Raw genomic sequence first — 16,742 nt, 5'->3', positions numbered from 1 at the left:
CTCATGGAAACAATATACACGAAACGGCTCCTCATAGAACCTGTTAAAGCGGCTCATGGACCAGAATTCCTGAACCTCTATGTTGCCAACAGGTCCTACTTACAGCCATGGGAGCCCAAGCGAGAGGATGACTTCTACACACTTGACATGCACACAAAGCTATGTAGCACAGCCGAAGAGGCGCTGAATAAAGGCACAGCCTATACATTTGCTGTGCGCCTATACCCTACCCACGAACTTATTGGCCGTGTAAGCCTTAGCAATGTAGTGAGAGGAGTGTTCCAGAATGCTTACCTAGGCTATTTTATGGCTGAGAAGTATAAAGGCTTAGGGTACATGACAGAGGCAGTAGATACTGTCGTAAACATGGCTTTCAAGCAGCTTCTGTTGCACCGGGTACAAGCTGCTGTGGTAACAACTAATGCAGGTTCCGTGCGTGTACTTGAGAAATGCGGTTTCCGGAGAGAAGGTATGGCGGAGAGGTATCTAAAGATTAACGGTGCGTGGCGCAATCATTATCTATATGCCCTGACAAGTGAGGAAAAACAGGTTTAGCTGCTATCGTGCAAACAAAAGCGGCAACCCGCACAAAGCAGACTGCCGCCATAATCGAAACCTTTACTTATACTCAAGAGCAGACTAAAAAGTTAGTCCTTCAGCTCCATTTCCATCATAGATCCATCTGAGGCTTTCAGGTCCAGCTCGTCATCGTCGAGCTTTAACACCTCAAAGTTCTCGGTCATGTCAGCGCCCTCAAACTGCAGGGTCAGGCGCTTGGCTGTCTGGTCGAACGACCATGTACCGGTCTGTAGCGAACCGCCACCGCCCAAGGCGAAACGGCCATCGGCGTAAAACTGCATGGTCTGCTCCTTTTCTGCATCTGTCAGCTTCTCCTTATCGCCAGTGGCGCTCTTTTCCTTGTCGGCTACCCAGGTCTTGCTGCTTGTGCCTGAGATCATACTTTCGGAGCCCACTTCTTCTTTGTTTCCGCCACAGCTGGTTATCGTTACAGCCAGCAATAGGGCCAACAGGCCGTGCCAGCTTTGCTTTAATGTATTCATAGTTTTATCTTTTGTTGTTCTGAATGATGCTTACGGCCTGCCATACCTTGTCGTTGCAAAGGGCGGCACAACTTAGCACTGCAACCGGCGTATCTTACTCTATAACCGGCAGCTACAGTATTGTGTGGCTGCTATACAACAAGTTTGATTAAAACAGCTATCGATATGGGACTATCAGATTTCTTCAAGAAAGGCAAAAAAGAGCCTGCAAATACATCAGGCAACATCTCGTCCAAGAATGTGCAGACGCCTCCGGGCACGCAACCGGTAAGCCAGGGCAGTGGTCCGTTTGGCGCAGCCGCCACTAACAAGACCGTTGAGGCCAATTCTAACCAGGATATTTACACCGTGCAGAGCGGCGACTCGCTTTCAAAAATCGCCAAGAAGCACTACGGCAACGCCAACGACTGGAGGAAGATCTATAATGCTAACAAGCAAACCATTGGCGATAACCCAGACCTGATCCGTCCGGGCCAGCGCTTTGTGATTCCGAGAGATTAAAGACACCTGTTTGTGTTAAGGTAGAACAGCCAGCCTCCTTTCTGAGGTTGGCTGTTTGTTTTTTATACTTGCTTCTGTTTATACTTTCCCGTTTTGGCGCAAGTCTCCAAACTTGTGTCCTACAATGGTGTTGAGTTTGTAACTCAACTGGCTTGAAAAGCCATATTTATACTTCAGCTATACTTTATATCTGTCGATTTGTATTTTAGCCGCTGCTTCCTGCAACTGGAAACAAGCTATCATTACTAGCTACTGCTGATCCTCAGCCTTATAAGCGGCCCGTTTCATTTCTGGCCTTGGCTCCCTCCAGCCCGGGAGGGCTCGTCTTCCCGCATCGCGCTGTGTTCCCTCCTGCCTCCGCTGCGCTGCGGCTGCCCTTAACGGGCACCGGATCTCACAAGGCGCTCAACGGAAAGACTGGGATCAGTTCGATAGCCACCGCTAATGAAACTTGAACCGGACTCCCTCCCCTGTTTTTAGGGGAGGGTTGGGTTGGGGTGGGGTGAAGCTCCCCTCCTTAGACAAGGAGGGGCTAGGGGTGGTTGGAACCGGTGCAGTTGAACTTGCGCCCCTGTTCTTAGGAGAGGTTCGGGCTGAGAATAAACAAAAAAACCCACCAGGCATTACACCTGGCGGGCTTCTCAATCAATAAGTATACTTTTAGAGCTTAGAAACGCTCGTCGGCAGCGAAAAAGAAGTCGCCTTCGATCTGTGCGTTCTCGTCAGAGTCAGAGCCGTGTACGGCGTTTGCCTCGATAGACTTCGCGTACTTCTTACGGATAGTGCCTTCAGCAGCGTCAGCTGGGTTGGTAGCACCAATCAGTTTGCGGAAATCCTCCACCGCGTTGTCTTTCTCCAGGATCATCGCCACGATCGGGCCAGAAGACATATACTTTACCAGGTCTCCATAGAACGGACGCTCTTTGTGTACCTCGTAAAACTTACCAGCGCGCTCCTCAGACAGCCTTGTCTTTTTCATCGCCACAATACGGAAGCCGCCTTCCTCGATCATCTGGGTAATGCCGCCAATATGGTTTTCTGCCACCGCATCTGGCTTAATCATAGTGAATGTCTTGTTTCCGGCCATGTTCTCTTTTTACTTTATCGTTTATAATGTCTACTTTAGCCTGCAAAAGTAGCGCATTTTGGGCAATATTGGTATATTTTTCAGCTAACTTTAGTGAAAGCCATGCTTGGTATGGCAAGCGCTGCACCCCTAGTAATACCGCCTACTGTTGCTTTAGACGTATTTTATTCAGAAATTCGCGCCTTATATCCTTATTAATCAGAGGATTTATACTTACCTTATGCATGATATCAACGCTCTGCAAGAGCTTTTGAGAGAGCCTAAAGAGGTGATGATCACCACACACCACAAACCGGACGCTGATGCGTTGGGCTCTTCGCTTGGCCTTGCCGGCTACCTCAAAAAGAAGGGCCACCGTGTTACGGTTGTTACCCCGTCTGACTACCCAAGCTTCCTGAACTGGATGGAGGGCAACGACGATGTGATCGTGTACTCGGAGAAAAACGATGCCCTGGTACAGCGCATCGTTAACGAGGCGCAGGTCATTTTCTGCCTCGATTTCAATAACCTCTCGCGCATCAATGAGATGGGCGAGTACATCCGGCAGGCCAAAGGCACCAAAGTACTGGTAGACCACCACCTGCAACCGGAGGATTTTGCCGACCTGGACTTTGCCAACACCAACGCCGCCGCAACCGCCGAGATCGTGTACGACCTGATTAAGGCCATGGGCGACGGCGACCTGATTGACACCGGGATTGGCGAGTGCCTGTATGCCGGCATCATGACCGACACAGGCTCTTTCCGCCACCCGAGCACCTCTAAAAACGTGCACCTTATTATTGCAGACCTCCTGCACATCGGCGTTAAAACCTCCGACATACACCGCCTGATCTACGACAGCTCTTCGGAACTACGCCTTCGCTTTCTGGGTTATGCCCTGAAGGACAAGCTGGTGGTGCTGCGCGAGTACAATACAGCCTACATCGCCATTACGGCCGACGAGCTGAAGGCATACGACTCCAGAACAGGCGATACCGAAGGCCTTGTAAACTATGCCCTTTCTATTGAAGGGATCGTTTTTGCAGCACTTATCATAGACCGTGTACAGGCCGTTAAAATGTCCTTCCGTTCTGTAGGCGACTTCTCAGCCAACGAGTTCGCTCGTGCGCACTTTAATGGGGGCGGTCACAAAAACGCAGCTGGCGGCATGTCTATGGATACGCTGGAGAATACCGTAGCCAAATTCGAGAGCCTGCTACCACTGTACAAGGACAAGCTGCAGCACGCCACAGTCAGATAAAAAACCTTATATCAAACTATACCTAGATGCTATCTAAAACTAAATTTTTGTTGCCGGTATTAGCCGGTGCATTGATGTTGCAGGGATGCAACAAAAACAACGACGAGTTTTATACTACGGCTGATGGCCTGACCTATAAAATCTTTGAGCAAAACGAGAAAGGCGAATACGAGAACAAGGGCAAAGTAGCCCCGGAAGACTCTACAGGCGCCAAAATTGGCGAGTTTGTGGCTTTCCACTGGCAAATGGTTAACTCCGAAGACTCTGTTTTTGTAGATACCCGTACACAAGGCCCGGGCCTTCCTAGAATTGTTCCAGTAATGGAGCCAACCATGAAAGGCGGCCTTGAGAATGCCTTCATGATGCTTTCTGCAGGCGATAGCGGCGTGTTTAAGCTGAATGCCGACACCCTTTTCAACAAGACATTCGGACAGCCGCTGCCTCCGTTCGTGAAGCCGGGCTCCCAGCTTACCTTCCGTATTAAGGCGGAGCGTGTTATGAGCCAGGCTGAGGCCGAGACCTACCAGCAGGAGCTGATGCAGCGCTACATGGAAGAGTCTAAGGTGCGTGCAGAGAAGCAGATAAAAATAGACGATGAGAAGATTCAGGAGTACGTGAAGGAGCAAAAGCTTGAGAACGTGCAGAAAACAGAATCTGGCGTGTATTATGTGGTAACAGAGCAGGGCAAAGGCGAGAAGCCGGCTGCCGGCGATTTGGTATCTGTGCACTATAAAGGCACCCTGCTGGATGGCAAGCAGTTCGACTCTTCTTACGACAACCCAATGTCTAACGGGGAGCCGATCAAGTTCCCGGTGGGCCAGGGCCGCGTGATCCAGGGCTGGGACGATGCGCTGCTGCAGCTGAACGAAGGCAGCAAGGCTATTCTCCTTATCCCGTCGCCGCTGGCTTACGGTGAGCAGGCGCCAAGCGCTGACATTCCCGCCAACAGCATCCTGCGCTTCGACGTGGAACTGACGGATATCGAGAAACAGGCCAAAAAATAAGTATTAACCTATGATTTCTATGCACAAGAGCAACAACAGAGGCCGCCTGCTACAGGCGCTTCTGCTGCTTTTCGTAGCGCTTAGCTTCGCTGCCTGCAAAGACGACACCCCTCAGAAAGAGAAAGACGACCAGCAGATACAGCAGTACTTCCAGGCAAACAATATTGACCCTGCCACAGTAACCAAAACCAGCAGCGGTTTGTATTACCAGGTGTTGGTAGAGGGCACCGGCGACAAGGTGTTCCCTGGCGACAAGGTAAAGGTGCACTATGTAGGTACACTGCTGAATGGGACCAAATTCGATTCCAGCATTGACCGTGGCGAACCTTATCCTCTGACAGTAGGTGTAGGGCAAGTGATCGCTGGATGGGACGAAGGCCTGCAGCTGATGAGGGATGGCGAGAAAGCGCGCCTGTTCATACCTTCTCACTTAGGATACGGCCGCAGGGGCTCCTACTCTATCCCAGCTAACTCTCCTTTGGTTTTTGAGGTAGAGGTACTGGAGATCCTGCCATAAGTATACTATAGACACAAAAACACAAAAGCCGCTGGATGTATGTTCCAGCGGCTTTTTTTTATACTTTAGAATGCATGCTTTCATACTTCTGCTACTCTGCCAGCACCTCCGAAAGTATGGCCAGTGATTTTATCTCGCCCAGCTTGTCCACGTGCAGTTGGTAATAGCGGATGAGGATGTCGAGCAGCTCGCGGCGGACTTTACCGTTGGGAATGGTGGCGTAATCCGGCTTCTGCAGCAGCTGATTAAAATATGCCTCGTGAGCCTGCATGTCCAGCACCGTGGGTGCCGAGGTAGCTGCCTGCGCGTTGGGCGAGAAGGCCACCTGCTCCACCACCTCAGCCCCTGAACTTGGTCCAAAGCCCAAGTGGAAGCTCAGCTGCAGCAGGAACACCAGGTGAAAGTTCTCAAAGCCACGGTCCATCTCATCAAAAGTAGTAATGGCGTTGTACAGAAAATGGAACAGCGGCAGGTTCTCCTCCTCCTCCTTCACCGTACGCGCCACCACCTCCGACAAAAACAGCACAATGCTGCTCTTCCGGATATCGAATGGGATGGAGACAAAGGAATAGTCAGTTTTAAACTCTGAGATGCGCGAGAGGCCGCCCCGGTGCGAAACGTATACCACCATCTCGAGCAGCGTGAAAGGCTGAAACAGCGCGATGCGCGAGCCATTGCCCTTTTTGCGCACACCGTTCACCACGTACGATTGTACGCCCAGTGCCTCTGTATAGATTTTGGTGATGATGGATGTCTCCCTATACTTGATGTTGTTGAGAACGATCCCTCTTGTCTTGACTAACATTTACTCCAGTACGGCTATTTTACTGATACAGGTTTGGTCTCCATCCTCACTGGCGCTCAGCACCAGGTACACCCCGGCTTTCACCCGGTTTCCGTTGTAGTCGCGCACGTTCCAGGCGAAGGTGCCGCCGGTGGCTTTGCCCTTGTATACCAACGTGCCCGATACATCGGTGATACGCACGTCGGCATTGTTCGGCAAGCCCGAAATGCCTACCTCACCGGCGAAATCAGGCCGCACCGGGTTTGGGAACACCACAGCGCACTCTGGTTTGCCCTCGGTAACGGTGGCACTGGAGCGGAAAGAGGCCACGCCGGCATCGGTCGCCACAAATACCTCCCCCGTCTGGTGCTCCACTCCTACCGCGTATACTTTGTCAGAGGGCAGCGGGCTATTCTGTGTGGTGAAGTGGTGAATCTGCTCATCTCCATCCGGCCCGAAAAGCCAAAGGCCGTTATCAGTGCCGATCCATTTGCGGTTGGCGCCGTCCACGGCTATACTTCTAACGATTTGCCCGTTCAGCAAAGGGCGCCCATCAATAACAGGTATGCGTGCGTCGTAGCGGGCCGACTCAAACACGAATGCTGCGTTGTAGTAGATGCCTACGCCACTGGCTGTGCCTACCCAAATGTCGCCGTTCAGGTCTTTGGCCATACTATACACGGTGCCGCTGGGCAAGCCGCCATTGCCCTCGCCTACAGAAAGGGTCCGGGTGCGGTTTTGCTGCTCATCATACACCACTAGTCCGCTCCGGCTATTGCCTTTCCTCGCAATCGACAGCCACTTCTGCCCATAATCATCAATCACCAGCGAGGTAAGGTTGCTGGCATCCGGAATGTTGTTTATGTTGTAAGACAACCAGCTGCCATCGGGGCTTAGCTTGTGCAGACCAGGCGCGCCAGGTTGTTGGTTTGGGTTCACCACCCACACGTTGCCTTCGTAATCCGCGGCCACACCGGTAACCCGTACCTGGTTCATTGAGGCTCTCGGTAGCAGCGGACTGTTCGTATCGTTGTAAAGTATGGCTTTCTCCGGTCCCTCCCATTCTATAAGTCCGCTGCCGTAGCTGGCCAGGTATAGTTTGTTGGTGATGGGATTGAAAACAGCACTTACCAAATCCTGCCCCGCCACAAAAGCAGGCTGCGGGTAAAGGGCGCGGTTAAAGTTCTGCCACTCGCCATTTGCATAAGTATAAAAGCCGCTCGTGTTGTTGTTCGGCTCAAAGTTCTCGTTGTAGCCGCCGCCCAACACGTATACTTTGCCGCCATAAGTATAAATCCCGAAACTTTCGCTGGCGTAAGGGCCGGCAGGTGCAAAAGCAGCAGCAGCATCAGAGGCCCCCAAATTCATTTTGATTAAACCTTTTGCCTTGTCGGCCAGCCATACTTCGCCGCCAGTTGTGGCAATAGCCTCGCGTGGCTGGGTGAGCAAAGCATGGCTCAAGGTATAAACCTGGCCATTGGCATCCTGCACCAGCACACCCGCTGAAGAAACGATGCTCAAGTGCGCCTCAGTGGCATTTATACTTTGCACAGCGGCTCCGGAAGCCAGGACCGCTTCACTCCAGCCAGCCCCGCTCAAAATATAAACGCCGCTGCTGGTGCCCGTATACAGCTGCCCCCGGAAAGCCGCCAGGCTGGTGACAGCCGAGGCGTCGGGTAGGCCGCCGCTCTGGTTGCTCCAACTCCTGAAGTCCTGCAGGTTGGCCCCGGAAAGCGGCGCGGAAAGTATACCGAGGCTGGTGGCCAGGTAAATCTTATCTCCGAGTATGGCTACATCGGTGGCGTTTATACTTTCGCCGTTCGGGCCGAGGCTGCTATAGGTATCCTTTACCTCGCGCTTCTGCAGGTCCAGCACCACCACGCCAAAGCTGGCAGCCAGGTAGGCCAGCTTGTTATAAGTATAAATGCGGTTGATCTTCTTTTCGCCGGTAATGCTTTTCCGGAAGATATCGTTGATGGCGTAGATGCCGTTGCCCTTCAGCAGATCCACTTTGGTGTTGCCGTAGGCGATGATGAGTGTACCGGCCCCTTCGCTGAAGGCGATATCGCTGATCTGCTGCTCGCTCAGGCCATCCACTTTGGAGATGGTTTCGGTGGTGTTGAACTCTCTGTCGTAATAAAACAGCCCGCGCTCGGCAGCCAGGTATACTTTGTCGCCGGCCACGGCTACGGCCTTGCCCTGCTGGTAGGGCACGTGCACTTGCCAGCCCCCGATTGGCAGCTGGCTCTGCGCCTGCGCCACACTGCACCAGCACAGCCACACCAGCAGCAGGCAGGGCAGGCATTTAAGGCGATGGGCAAGTACGGCTTTCACGGTTTAAAGTATAAATCAGCTTTGCTTCTGCTTCAGGCCTTCGGTAAAACAGTGGCGGCAGCGGGCCTCGTAAGAATCGGTTTCGCCCAGCAGCACCTGTTTCTCATCGGCGGCGTTGCGGAAGGAGTAATTGGCAATGTCGCCGCACTGCACGCACACCGCGTGCACTTTGGTCACGTACTCCGCTACGGCCATAAGGGCAGGCATCGGCCCAAAGGGTTTGCCGAGGTAGTCCATATCCAGGCCGGCGGCTATCACGCGCACGCCGCTGTTGGCCAGTTTTACGCATACTTCGGCCAGGCCTTCGTCAAAAAACTGCGCTTCGTCTATGCCCACAACATCGCAGCTGCCGCCCAGCAGCAGCATATCCTGGGCAAAGTCTATCGGCGTGGAGCGGATGGCATTGGCGTTATGCGACACCACGTCTTCCTCGTGGTAGCGCTTGTCTACGGTAGGCTTAAATATCTCGATTTTCTGTCTGGCGATCTTGGCGCGGTTCAACCTCCTGATCAGTTCCTCGGTCTTACCCGAGAACATCGACCCGCAGATCACCTCAATCCAACCCTTTCTGTTAACGTGGCTTTTGTTGCCTACGCGTGGTTCAATAAACATTATTTTAGAGTGCTGATGTGGTAATTTTAATTGCTAAATGGCTTACTTGTTAAATTGTTATAGCAGGGTATTCTGACAAAGACGCAAAATATTGCGTCTCTACAATCCTCTAACGCCCAAACCTCTAATTCCTAAACTCTCTAACTACTGTAGCTCATGTGTGGCAGCTTGGTTTGCTCGGGCACCTTGCCGGTAATTTCGCCGCCGGTTAATGTACATTGGCAGGTCAGTCTTTCGTTATCCTTCAGGCGGCCTTTGTCGCGGTAGCGGATCTCGGCAGCCGTGAGCGGCCCGGTGTGCTCCATCCCCTGCAACACAATGATGCGGCAGGTGGTGCAGCGGCCCTTGCCCCCGCAGGCGTGCATCCAGTCGGTACCGGTAGCCTGCAGCGCCTTCAGCAGCGTTTGCCCCTCGGCTACGGCTACTTCAAGGTTCGCCAGGTTTTGCACCTTCAACTTCGGCATAATTTTATAACTTTACAGGAGAAAGCGACAGCAATGGAAGACAAATATAATCAATTACACCTGGAACGGTACAGCAAAGAGCTGGCAAATCTGCTTTGCGACCGTCACTTTGCCTCTCACGACACCCTGAATGGCCCGCAGCTCATCAGTTTTACGCCTATCAAGCAGGTAAACCTGTTCGTGATTAAGGAGCTGCTGCTGAAGTGGCACCACGAGATGGCCAACCTGCGCAGCCCATACTTTGATTATGAGCATGAGGAGGTAAAGGAGGCGCTGGTAAACTTCATGAACGTGCTCTCGCGCAAGATCCTGATGAAACGCAACGCCTTTGAGCCGCTGCTGCAGAAAGCCATTTACGACACGTTTCTGGTGGTGCTGGCCCCGGTAAGCACGTTTGAAGAGAAGTTCCTGCGCATACAGGAAGAGATCACGCTGCCCAAGCTGCAGGAGAACCTGAAGTACATCGATATCGACAAACCGCTTTTTGCAGGTTTTGTAGATACCCTTTCCCCGAGCAGCCGCGACCGCGAGTATATCCTGAGTCGCTTTAAACTGTACGTGAACGCCAACCAGGAGCTGCGCATGCCACTGAGCAGGCTGGTAGAGCAGTTTAACGCGCTGCTGCCAATTACAGAGGAGGAGATAAAGGAGCAGGCACAGCCTAAGACGTCGCCATCGTTCCTGGATAAGCCTGCTGCCAAGCCGGCCCCTGTTGCCCCGGTGCAGGAGAAAGATGTGGTGGCCCCGATACACACGGCCCAGCGCGAGGCGGCTGCCCCTGCTGCGGCACGCCCGGCTATGTATAAAGAGGAGGAAGACGAATTGGAGGAAGCCGCCGCCAACGTGCGCCCAACCCTCAACGACAACTTCCGCAAGGCTGCCCCGTCGTCGCTGGCCGATGCGCACAGCAACCGCAAGATCGACTCACTGAAGAACTCTATTTCCATTAACCAGCGCTTCAGCTTCATCAACGAGCTGTTCGACGGCGATAACCTGACTTACTACCAGACAATCCAGACGCTGGATAACTTTAACGACGTAAACTCTGCAACCCAGTACGTGACCGGCACCCTGGCCGGCAAGTATGACTGGAGCAAGAAACAAGACCACGTGAACAAGCTGCTGCGCCTGATTGAGCGAAAGTTTGCCTAAGTCCTGAAAGTGTAAAGTATACCGGGAGCCGCTGCCAACACAGCGGCTCCTTCTGTTTAAAGGTTTTGTTTACGCTGCACCTGGGGTGTTATACCTCATCTAAACCAAAGCTCGATAAAAAGTTAGGCAACATGGCTAAAAGTGCGCCCGTAGGCATTGCAAATAAAGGTACGAAGTACTAATTATGCACTTTGCTTTGCGTTTTGCTTCGGCTTGCTGCCCCCGTACCGCCTCTACCGAGGTGGGTAAAAAGTAACCGCAACCTGACACAAACAGCGTTTTAACCCGTAACAACTAAAAAGTAACCTGATTATCAGCCATGAGAGACGATTTTGACTACGATGACGACTTCGCCTACAACGATTTCGACGACGAGGATGAGGATGATGACTTCGGAATGACGTTTGAGGAGGATTTATACCTGATGATACGGGAAAAGCTCCGCGACACCATTCAGGAGTACAAAACCCAGTACCCTGCCCTGAAAAAGCTGGAAAGCGCCGTAAGCTCGTTTAAGGTGAACGCCAAAAACACGGATGACTCTAAGTTCTACCCATTGGCGGCCAAGTTGCTGAGTGAGCACATTAAGCCCCTGGCCCAGGACTCGGAGGAGATTCAGGAGATCTATGACAACATGCAAACCGACATCGCCCGCTTTAAGAACCAGCGCGCACATGGTTACGAAGGCGAATTATACCTGACGGATTGATCCGCCAGCAAGTTTTACCACTTACAGCCTGAGCTGCTTTGTGCGGCTCAGGCTGTTTTTTTATCGCCCGCACCACAATTCAGTCCGCCTAAACACAACTATATATACTTAACACATAGATAGTTATATAAATCCTTTTTATTTTTCTCCGTATATAGTCCTATACAAGGGGAGGATAAGCAGAAAAATAATATCTTTGCAGCACAATATTGATGCAACCCTTTATTGGTTTTAGGAATCTTACTGATACGAAACCGAAAACTGAAAGCTGTGATACTTAGATTACTCCGTAACCCGTTACCTATTAACAAACTTAATACTCCGGCGCAAATGGCGACAACAAAGCTACAAACTGGAGAGCAGTACCTTATCCAGACGGTGGATAAGCGAATAGCCCTCACCACACACCGGCTTATACAGCAGCGGCACCCACTCTCGTGGCGTAGAACCCAGGCTGTTAAGCTCGAGGATATAGCAGCCTGGGAGGTAAAACCCACAGGCTCCCAGCTATACCTTGGCCTCAGCATGCTTACTGCCCTGCTCGTATACTTTAATGAGTCCTTTTTCCTGCTGAGCGGCTTTTTCATAGCCCTCTTCTTTATGACGCGCAGCCAGAAGGTGCACGTGCTCACTGCGCAGGGCCAGTCTATGGTGCTGCCGCTGGATGTGGAGCAGAGACATATCAACAGCCTGATAGACATGGTAAGGCAGGCGCAGCAAAACCGCCTGGATAAGCTAGGCATGCAAAAGCCTGTGTACAACGGCGCCAAAGCAACTGCCGTGACTTCCGAACCAAACGCCATGGCGGCAGCCTAGCAGGTTTATTGCCCTGAATAAGTAAAGCACCCGAACAGGTGCTTTTTTGTTTTACAGCCACTACGGGCAATATACTGGCACTACTACCGTATTATCCCTATATTTAGGCGCCTAACAGCCTGCCACAGCGGCAAATGCCTGGGCACTTTGATTTATTTGGATAACGTGAACGCATATCAACTAAAAATAAAACAGGTTTTTACCGAGGTAAGTAAAGTGGTGGTGGGCCAGTCGTACATGGTGAACCGCCTGCTGATCGGCCTCTTTACCGGGGGCCACATTCTACTGGAGGGCGTGCCGGGCCTTGCCAAAACACTCACTATCAACTCACTGTCCAAGGCGCTGCACCTTGATTTCCAGCGCATACAGTTTACCCCCGACCTGCTCCCCTCCGATTTGATCGGGACGATGATCTACAACCAGAACGCCTCCATGTTTGAGGTGAAGAAGGGGCCGATCTTCGCCAACCTTATACTTGCCGACGAGGTGAACCGCTCCCCGGCCAAGGTGCAGTCGGCGCTGCTGGAGGCCATGCAGGAGAAGCAGGTAACCATTGGCGAGACAACCTATAAGCTGGACCTGCCTTTCCTGGTGCTGGCCACCCAGAACCCCGTGGAGCACGAGGGCACCTACCCCCTGCCCGAGGCGCAGGTAGACCGCTTCATGATGAAAGTATACATCGACTACCCGAAGAAGGAGGACGAGCTGGAGATCATGCGCCGCATGGCCAACATGAGCTTCACCGACACGGTGGTTAAGGTGCTGTCTAAAGAGGACATCTTTGCCATCCGCAACGAAATAAACCAGGTGCAGATATCCGAAACGCTGGAGAAGTATATTATTGAGCTGGTGTTTGCCACCCGCCGCCCCGCCGAGTACGACCTGCTGGAGTTTGCGCCCTACATACAGTTCGGCGTATCGCCGAGGGCAAGTATAGCCCTGAACCGCGCCGCCAAGGCCGTAGCCTATTTCGACGACCGCGACTACGTGCTGCCTGAGGATATAAAGGAAGTGGCTTATGACGTGATGAACCACCGCATCATACTTAACTACGAGGCCGAGGCAGACGGTATCCGCACCAAAGACTTCATTGAAACTATACTTCGGAAGGTGCCAATCAGCTAGGGCAATAGCCAAAACGCTGGCAAAACCTCTCACGTACCAATTATCCCCCGTTGCACCTGGCTGCAGCGGGAGATTTTTTTACGGCTTATACTTTGCTAAAACTATGTGGAGAGGACTTTTGAAACTGTATTTTTTAAGAAAGCTGTTCGGCGGCGGCGGCAGAACAGGAGGCCGGGGAGGCCGGGGAGGCCGGGGCGGCTGCGGCTGCTTTGGGTCGTTAGCCCTGGTTGTGTTGGTCGTGGTAGCTATATTTCTGCTGCGCTCCTGCGGCGGCGATGCGCCTGTTTCCACCTTCTAAGCCATAAATAAAGAAACCCGCCAAACGGCGGGTTCTCGCAGATCGGGTGACTAATCCGCCTGCTCCTGGCTGCCACGGTGCTTCTCACCCTACACGGGCCACCAGTTTCTCTAGTTAGTCGATCAGGAATGTGATGCCGGCGGAGAAGGTTCGCCCTTGCTTGTAAGAAGAGTAGATATACTCCTGCCCGTTATACTCATGGCTGTTCACAAACTCAGGGTTAAAAAGGTTATCCGCTGATAGCTTCGCCGTGAAGGCATCGCCCAAACGTTTAGACACAACTATGCTTGCCATTGGCCGCGAGCGCTCGTAGATGTTTGGTGTGCCCCCTACCGAGATAGCCGAGATCCTGTCGCCGAACACGTTGTAGTTGGCCGTGGCCATCAGCCCCAGCGGCTCGCTCTGGTATGTCAGGCTGGCATTGGCTACAAACGGCGACTGTCCGAACAAGGGTCTGGTATCATCCGCATTGGGGCGCACGGCTCTGATCTGCTCCAGCTCCAGCGCTTTTATACTTACCTCTGATTTTATCAGCGACAGGTTAGACCCAAGTATAAAGTTCTCCAGAAAAGGCGCGACGAATGACAGGCGCTTGTTCAGCTCAAACTCCAGCCCGTATACTTTGGCGTTGTCCACGTTCTGGATAAAGATCTCGTTGTTCTGCGCCAGTGTGTTGATGGTGCGCTCGATCGGGTTCTGGAAGTTTTTGTAGAAGGCGCTCACGCTGATGTACTCGCCCAGGTTCGGGTACCACTCCCATCTTGTGTCGAAGTTATCGATGGTGGTGCGCTCCAGGTTAGCGTTACCGGTAAAGGCCGGCTCACCCACAAAGTCGAACGAGGTATAAGGCGCGATCTCACGGAAGTTTGGCCTTGCCAGTGTTCTGGAATAGCCCGCCCGCAGGTTCATATTATCGGTAAGGCTATAGGTAGCGTTAACCGACGGCAGCACATCTACCTGGTTCAGGTCGCCGGGCTCCAGCGATTTGTTGAAGCTCTGCACAAAGATGTCAGTTACCTCCACACGGGCACCTGTCACCACACGCAGCTTTTCGGTCAGCGGCAGGTCAATCATACCATAGCCCGCATACACCGCCTCCTCTCCATCATAATTGTTGGTGCGCTGGGTGCCGTCCTGCAGGTACACACCATAGCGGTAGATACCGCCGCTCTCCGGGTCCTGCGGCGTGGCCACTATGCCCAGTTTCTCCGGCGAGAAGAAATCCGTGATGCTGCCGTTGTAGCCGTAGCCTTCATTAAAGCGGTAGCGGTAAATGTTCTCCCTGAATTTCCTGTCTTTCAGCAGGGCGGCGGCACCGAACTTTGTCTTTGCCTCCAGTCCGTTCCAGATCTCGAACGGCGTCTCCACATTTACTTTCACATCCAGGTTGATCTCATCCAGATCGCGGAAGAAGCGTGCCGGCAAAGTGTAGGCTGCAAGCTGGATGCGGTAAGTGGTGTCGGAGCCGTTCAGGTAATAATCGTTGGCAAAGAAGCGCAGGTCCGGCTCATCCTGCTGCGACAGCGTGAACGAGGTCAGCCAGTCGATCTTACTGTTATTCAGCCCCGGCACCACGTGCTCGCCCTTCAGCTGTGCGCTGTTCAGGGCACGCTGTGTATAGTGCAGCGCCCTCGACTCGAATATCGCGCGCCCGTCGTTCACGCCTGAGATGGCCGGAAAGGTACCGAACAGGAAACGGCTGGAGTTGCTGCCGCTCTGGTTGCGCATCAGGTTAAGCGATAACTTGTTGTTGCTGTTAAACTTGTAGGCAAAATTCGACAGAAAGCCCAGCGATACTTCTTCCACACCTTTTTCATCTTCATACAAGCTATTGTTGTTCAGCCTGCTGGCCCCGGCGCTGTTCAGTTCCCACAGGCCAAAAGTGCCATTGTTGTAGTAGGAGAAGTTGCGCTGGTACGATAAGCCCACCACGTAGCCAAGTTGCCTGCCGAAAAGCTCGGTCTGGTTGCCCAGCGAGAAGGCGTGCGAGCGGTTGATAGGCGCTGTGATGCGGGTGGGGCCCATATCGGTATTGAATGCTTTCGTGGCCTGGTCTATCTGCTCAGCCTGCTGCTTGTTGGTAAAGCTCTCGTAAGGGATGGTGTAATTAATCGCATCCGGCACGGCGCGGGTTCCGTCATCGTAGCCTAGCCAATCAGTTTTACCCTTGTTAGAGCTCAGGAATTTGTTATTGAAGGTAGCCTGATCGTTGTAGCCAACGGAGGTGGAGAGCTGCAGCGTGAACCTGTCGGGGAAATCTTTGGTGGTGATGTTCACAAAACCGCCGGAGAAGCTGCCCGGCATATCGGGAGTGAAAGTTTTGGACACCGTCAGGTTATCGAGCAGGTTCGAGGGGAAAAGGTCCATCTGCACCGTGTTGCGGTTCGGGTCTAGGCCCGGTATCTCGGCACCGTTGAGGGATGTTTTCACATAGCGGTCGCCGAGGCCACGCACATACACATACTTGCTGCCCTCCAGCGAGATGCCCGTAACGCGGGTAAGGGCTGCCGCTGCGTCGCTGTCGCCGCTGCGGGAGAACTGCTCCGCCGAAACGCCATCCATCACCACGGCAGCTTTTTTCTGCGTGTTGCGCAGTGTGTTTTCAGAGCTTTTGATGGCCCTGCCTTCTATCACTACTTCCTGTAGTTTGGTAGTGGCTGACCCTAATTGGATGTTCAGCACGGTTACTTCATTAGCCTTTACTACAACCCCAGTTACCGTTTTAGGCTCGTAGGAGATGTAGGATGCCTGCACCTCGTAAGTGCCAGGCGCAATGTTGTTCAGGTTAAATTTACCATCCAGGTCAGTGGCTGCACCGTTGGATATACTTTTTATTACCACGGTAGCCCCTATCAGCTCTTCGCCGGTTTCGCTACTTGTGAGCTGCCCTCTGATGATGCCACTCTGTGCAAATGCAATGGTTGCACTCAAGCACAACAAGCTTACTAAGCCTGTAATTTTAGAAAACATAGTATAAAAATTAAGATTGGTGAGAAAATCCAGGAAACATAAAAAAAGCGCCCGGCTACGTTAGT

The 16,742-nt window shown here is 52.6% G+C and carries 17 protein-coding genes; 10 read left to right on the top strand and 7 right to left on the bottom strand.

Annotated elements, in window-relative coordinates; genetic code table 11:
• Positions 1–3 precede the first annotated feature (3 nt).
• Positions 4–555, top strand: coding sequence for a GNAT family N-acetyltransferase (locus OO017_RS00365; protein ID WP_266050456.1), 552 nt, complete (start codon positions 4–6; stop codon positions 553–555).
• A gap of 92 nt (positions 556–647) precedes the next feature.
• Here the strand turns inward: OO017_RS00365 and OO017_RS00360 are convergent, their stop codons facing one another.
• A complete protein-coding gene (locus OO017_RS00360; RefSeq protein WP_266050455.1) occupies positions 648–1,061 on the bottom strand; it encodes a hypothetical protein in 414 nt (137 codons plus the stop codon).
• Positions 1,062–1,226: 165 nt separating this feature from the next.
• Between OO017_RS00360 and OO017_RS00355 the strand changes: the two genes are divergently transcribed.
• Positions 1,227–1,562 carry a LysM peptidoglycan-binding domain-containing protein gene (locus OO017_RS00355; RefSeq protein WP_266050454.1) on the top strand — a complete coding sequence of 112 codons (336 nt, stop codon included), beginning with the start codon at positions 1,227–1,229 and terminating at the stop codon, positions 1,560–1,562.
• A gap of 667 nt (positions 1,563–2,229) precedes the next feature.
• Here the strand turns inward: OO017_RS00355 and OO017_RS00350 are convergent.
• Entirely contained in the window at positions 2,230–2,649 is a 420-nt protein-coding gene (locus OO017_RS00350; RefSeq protein WP_266050453.1) for a nucleoside-diphosphate kinase, read from the bottom strand.
• A 220-nt stretch (positions 2,650–2,869) separates the two neighbouring features.
• Here OO017_RS00350 and OO017_RS00345 point away from each other — a divergent pair, with 220 nt between their 5' ends.
• From OO017_RS00345 to bamJ (OO017_RS00335), 3 genes are read left to right on the top strand one after another with little or no spacing between them, the layout of a single operon-like run.
• Positions 2,870–3,892, top strand: coding sequence for a DHH family phosphoesterase (locus tag OO017_RS00345; RefSeq protein ID WP_266050452.1), 1,023 nt, complete (start codon positions 2,870–2,872; stop codon positions 3,890–3,892).
• 26 nt (positions 3,893–3,918) lie between these two features.
• Positions 3,919–4,896, top strand: a complete 978-nt coding sequence (bamJ, locus tag OO017_RS00340; RefSeq protein ID WP_266050451.1) for a BamJ family beta-barrel-assembly machinery protein — start codon at positions 3,919–3,921, stop codon at positions 4,894–4,896.
• Positions 4,897–4,906: 10 nt separating this feature from the next.
• Positions 4,907–5,413: a BamJ family beta-barrel-assembly machinery protein gene (gene bamJ / locus OO017_RS00335; protein ID WP_266050450.1), complete on the top strand. Its 507-nt coding sequence runs from the start codon at positions 4,907–4,909 to the stop codon at positions 5,411–5,413.
• Between the two features lie 91 nt (positions 5,414–5,504).
• Here the strand turns inward: bamJ (OO017_RS00335) and recO are convergent, their stop codons facing one another.
• From recO to OO017_RS00315, 4 genes are all read right to left on the bottom strand, one after another.
• Complete coding sequence (gene recO / locus OO017_RS00330) at positions 5,505–6,218, bottom strand: DNA repair protein RecO (RefSeq protein WP_266050449.1); 714 nt, start codon at positions 6,216–6,218, stop codon at positions 5,505–5,507.
• Positions 6,219–8,531, bottom strand: a complete 2,313-nt coding sequence (gene porZ, locus OO017_RS00325) for a type IX secretion system anionic LPS delivery protein PorZ (protein ID WP_266050448.1) — start codon at positions 8,529–8,531, stop codon at positions 6,219–6,221. It lies immediately after the preceding gene.
• 15 nt (positions 8,532–8,546) lie between these two features.
• On the bottom strand, positions 8,547–9,143 hold the full coding sequence (locus OO017_RS00320) for a thymidine kinase (protein ID WP_266050447.1): 597 nt from the start codon (positions 9,141–9,143) through the stop codon (positions 8,547–8,549).
• 140 nt (positions 9,144–9,283) lie between these two features.
• On the bottom strand, positions 9,284–9,607 hold the full coding sequence (locus tag OO017_RS00315; RefSeq protein WP_266050446.1) for a 2Fe-2S iron-sulfur cluster-binding protein: 324 nt from the start codon (positions 9,605–9,607) through the stop codon (positions 9,284–9,286).
• 33 nt (positions 9,608–9,640) lie between these two features.
• Between OO017_RS00315 and OO017_RS00310 the strand changes: the two genes are divergently transcribed.
• From OO017_RS00310 to OO017_RS00290, 5 genes are all read left to right on the top strand, one after another.
• The gene (locus tag OO017_RS00310; protein ID WP_266050445.1) at positions 9,641–10,759 is read left to right on the top strand and encodes a DUF8457 domain-containing protein; all 1,119 of its coding nucleotides are present in this window, start codon (positions 9,641–9,643) and stop codon (positions 10,757–10,759) included.
• 319 nt (positions 10,760–11,078) lie between these two features.
• Complete coding sequence (locus OO017_RS00305) at positions 11,079–11,468, top strand: hypothetical protein (protein WP_266050444.1); 390 nt, start codon at positions 11,079–11,081, stop codon at positions 11,466–11,468.
• Between the two features lie 330 nt (positions 11,469–11,798).
• Positions 11,799–12,284, top strand: coding sequence for a hypothetical protein (locus OO017_RS00300; protein WP_266050443.1), 486 nt, complete (start codon positions 11,799–11,801; stop codon positions 12,282–12,284).
• Between the two features lie 165 nt (positions 12,285–12,449).
• Positions 12,450–13,409, top strand: a complete 960-nt coding sequence (locus OO017_RS00295) for an AAA family ATPase (RefSeq protein WP_439651292.1) — start codon at positions 12,450–12,452, stop codon at positions 13,407–13,409.
• Positions 13,410–13,512: 103 nt separating this feature from the next.
• The gene (locus OO017_RS00290; RefSeq protein ID WP_266050442.1) at positions 13,513–13,707 is read left to right on the top strand and encodes a hypothetical protein; all 195 of its coding nucleotides are present in this window, start codon (positions 13,513–13,515) and stop codon (positions 13,705–13,707) included.
• A gap of 114 nt (positions 13,708–13,821) precedes the next feature.
• Here the strand turns inward: OO017_RS00290 and OO017_RS00285 are convergent, their stop codons facing one another.
• Positions 13,822–16,638 carry a TonB-dependent receptor gene (locus OO017_RS00285; protein WP_266050441.1) on the bottom strand — a complete coding sequence of 939 codons (2,817 nt, stop codon included), beginning with the start codon at positions 16,636–16,638 and terminating at the stop codon, positions 13,822–13,824.
• Positions 16,639–16,742: the final 104 nt, after the last annotated feature.

Origin of the sequence: Pontibacter anaerobius, assembly GCF_026241195.1 — a bacterium.
GTDB classification, from domain to species: Bacteria; Bacteroidota; Bacteroidia; order Cytophagales; family Hymenobacteraceae; genus Pontibacter; species Pontibacter anaerobius.
Note: the sequence above shows the minus strand (reverse complement) of the source record. Positions and strands in the feature narration are given on the sequence as shown.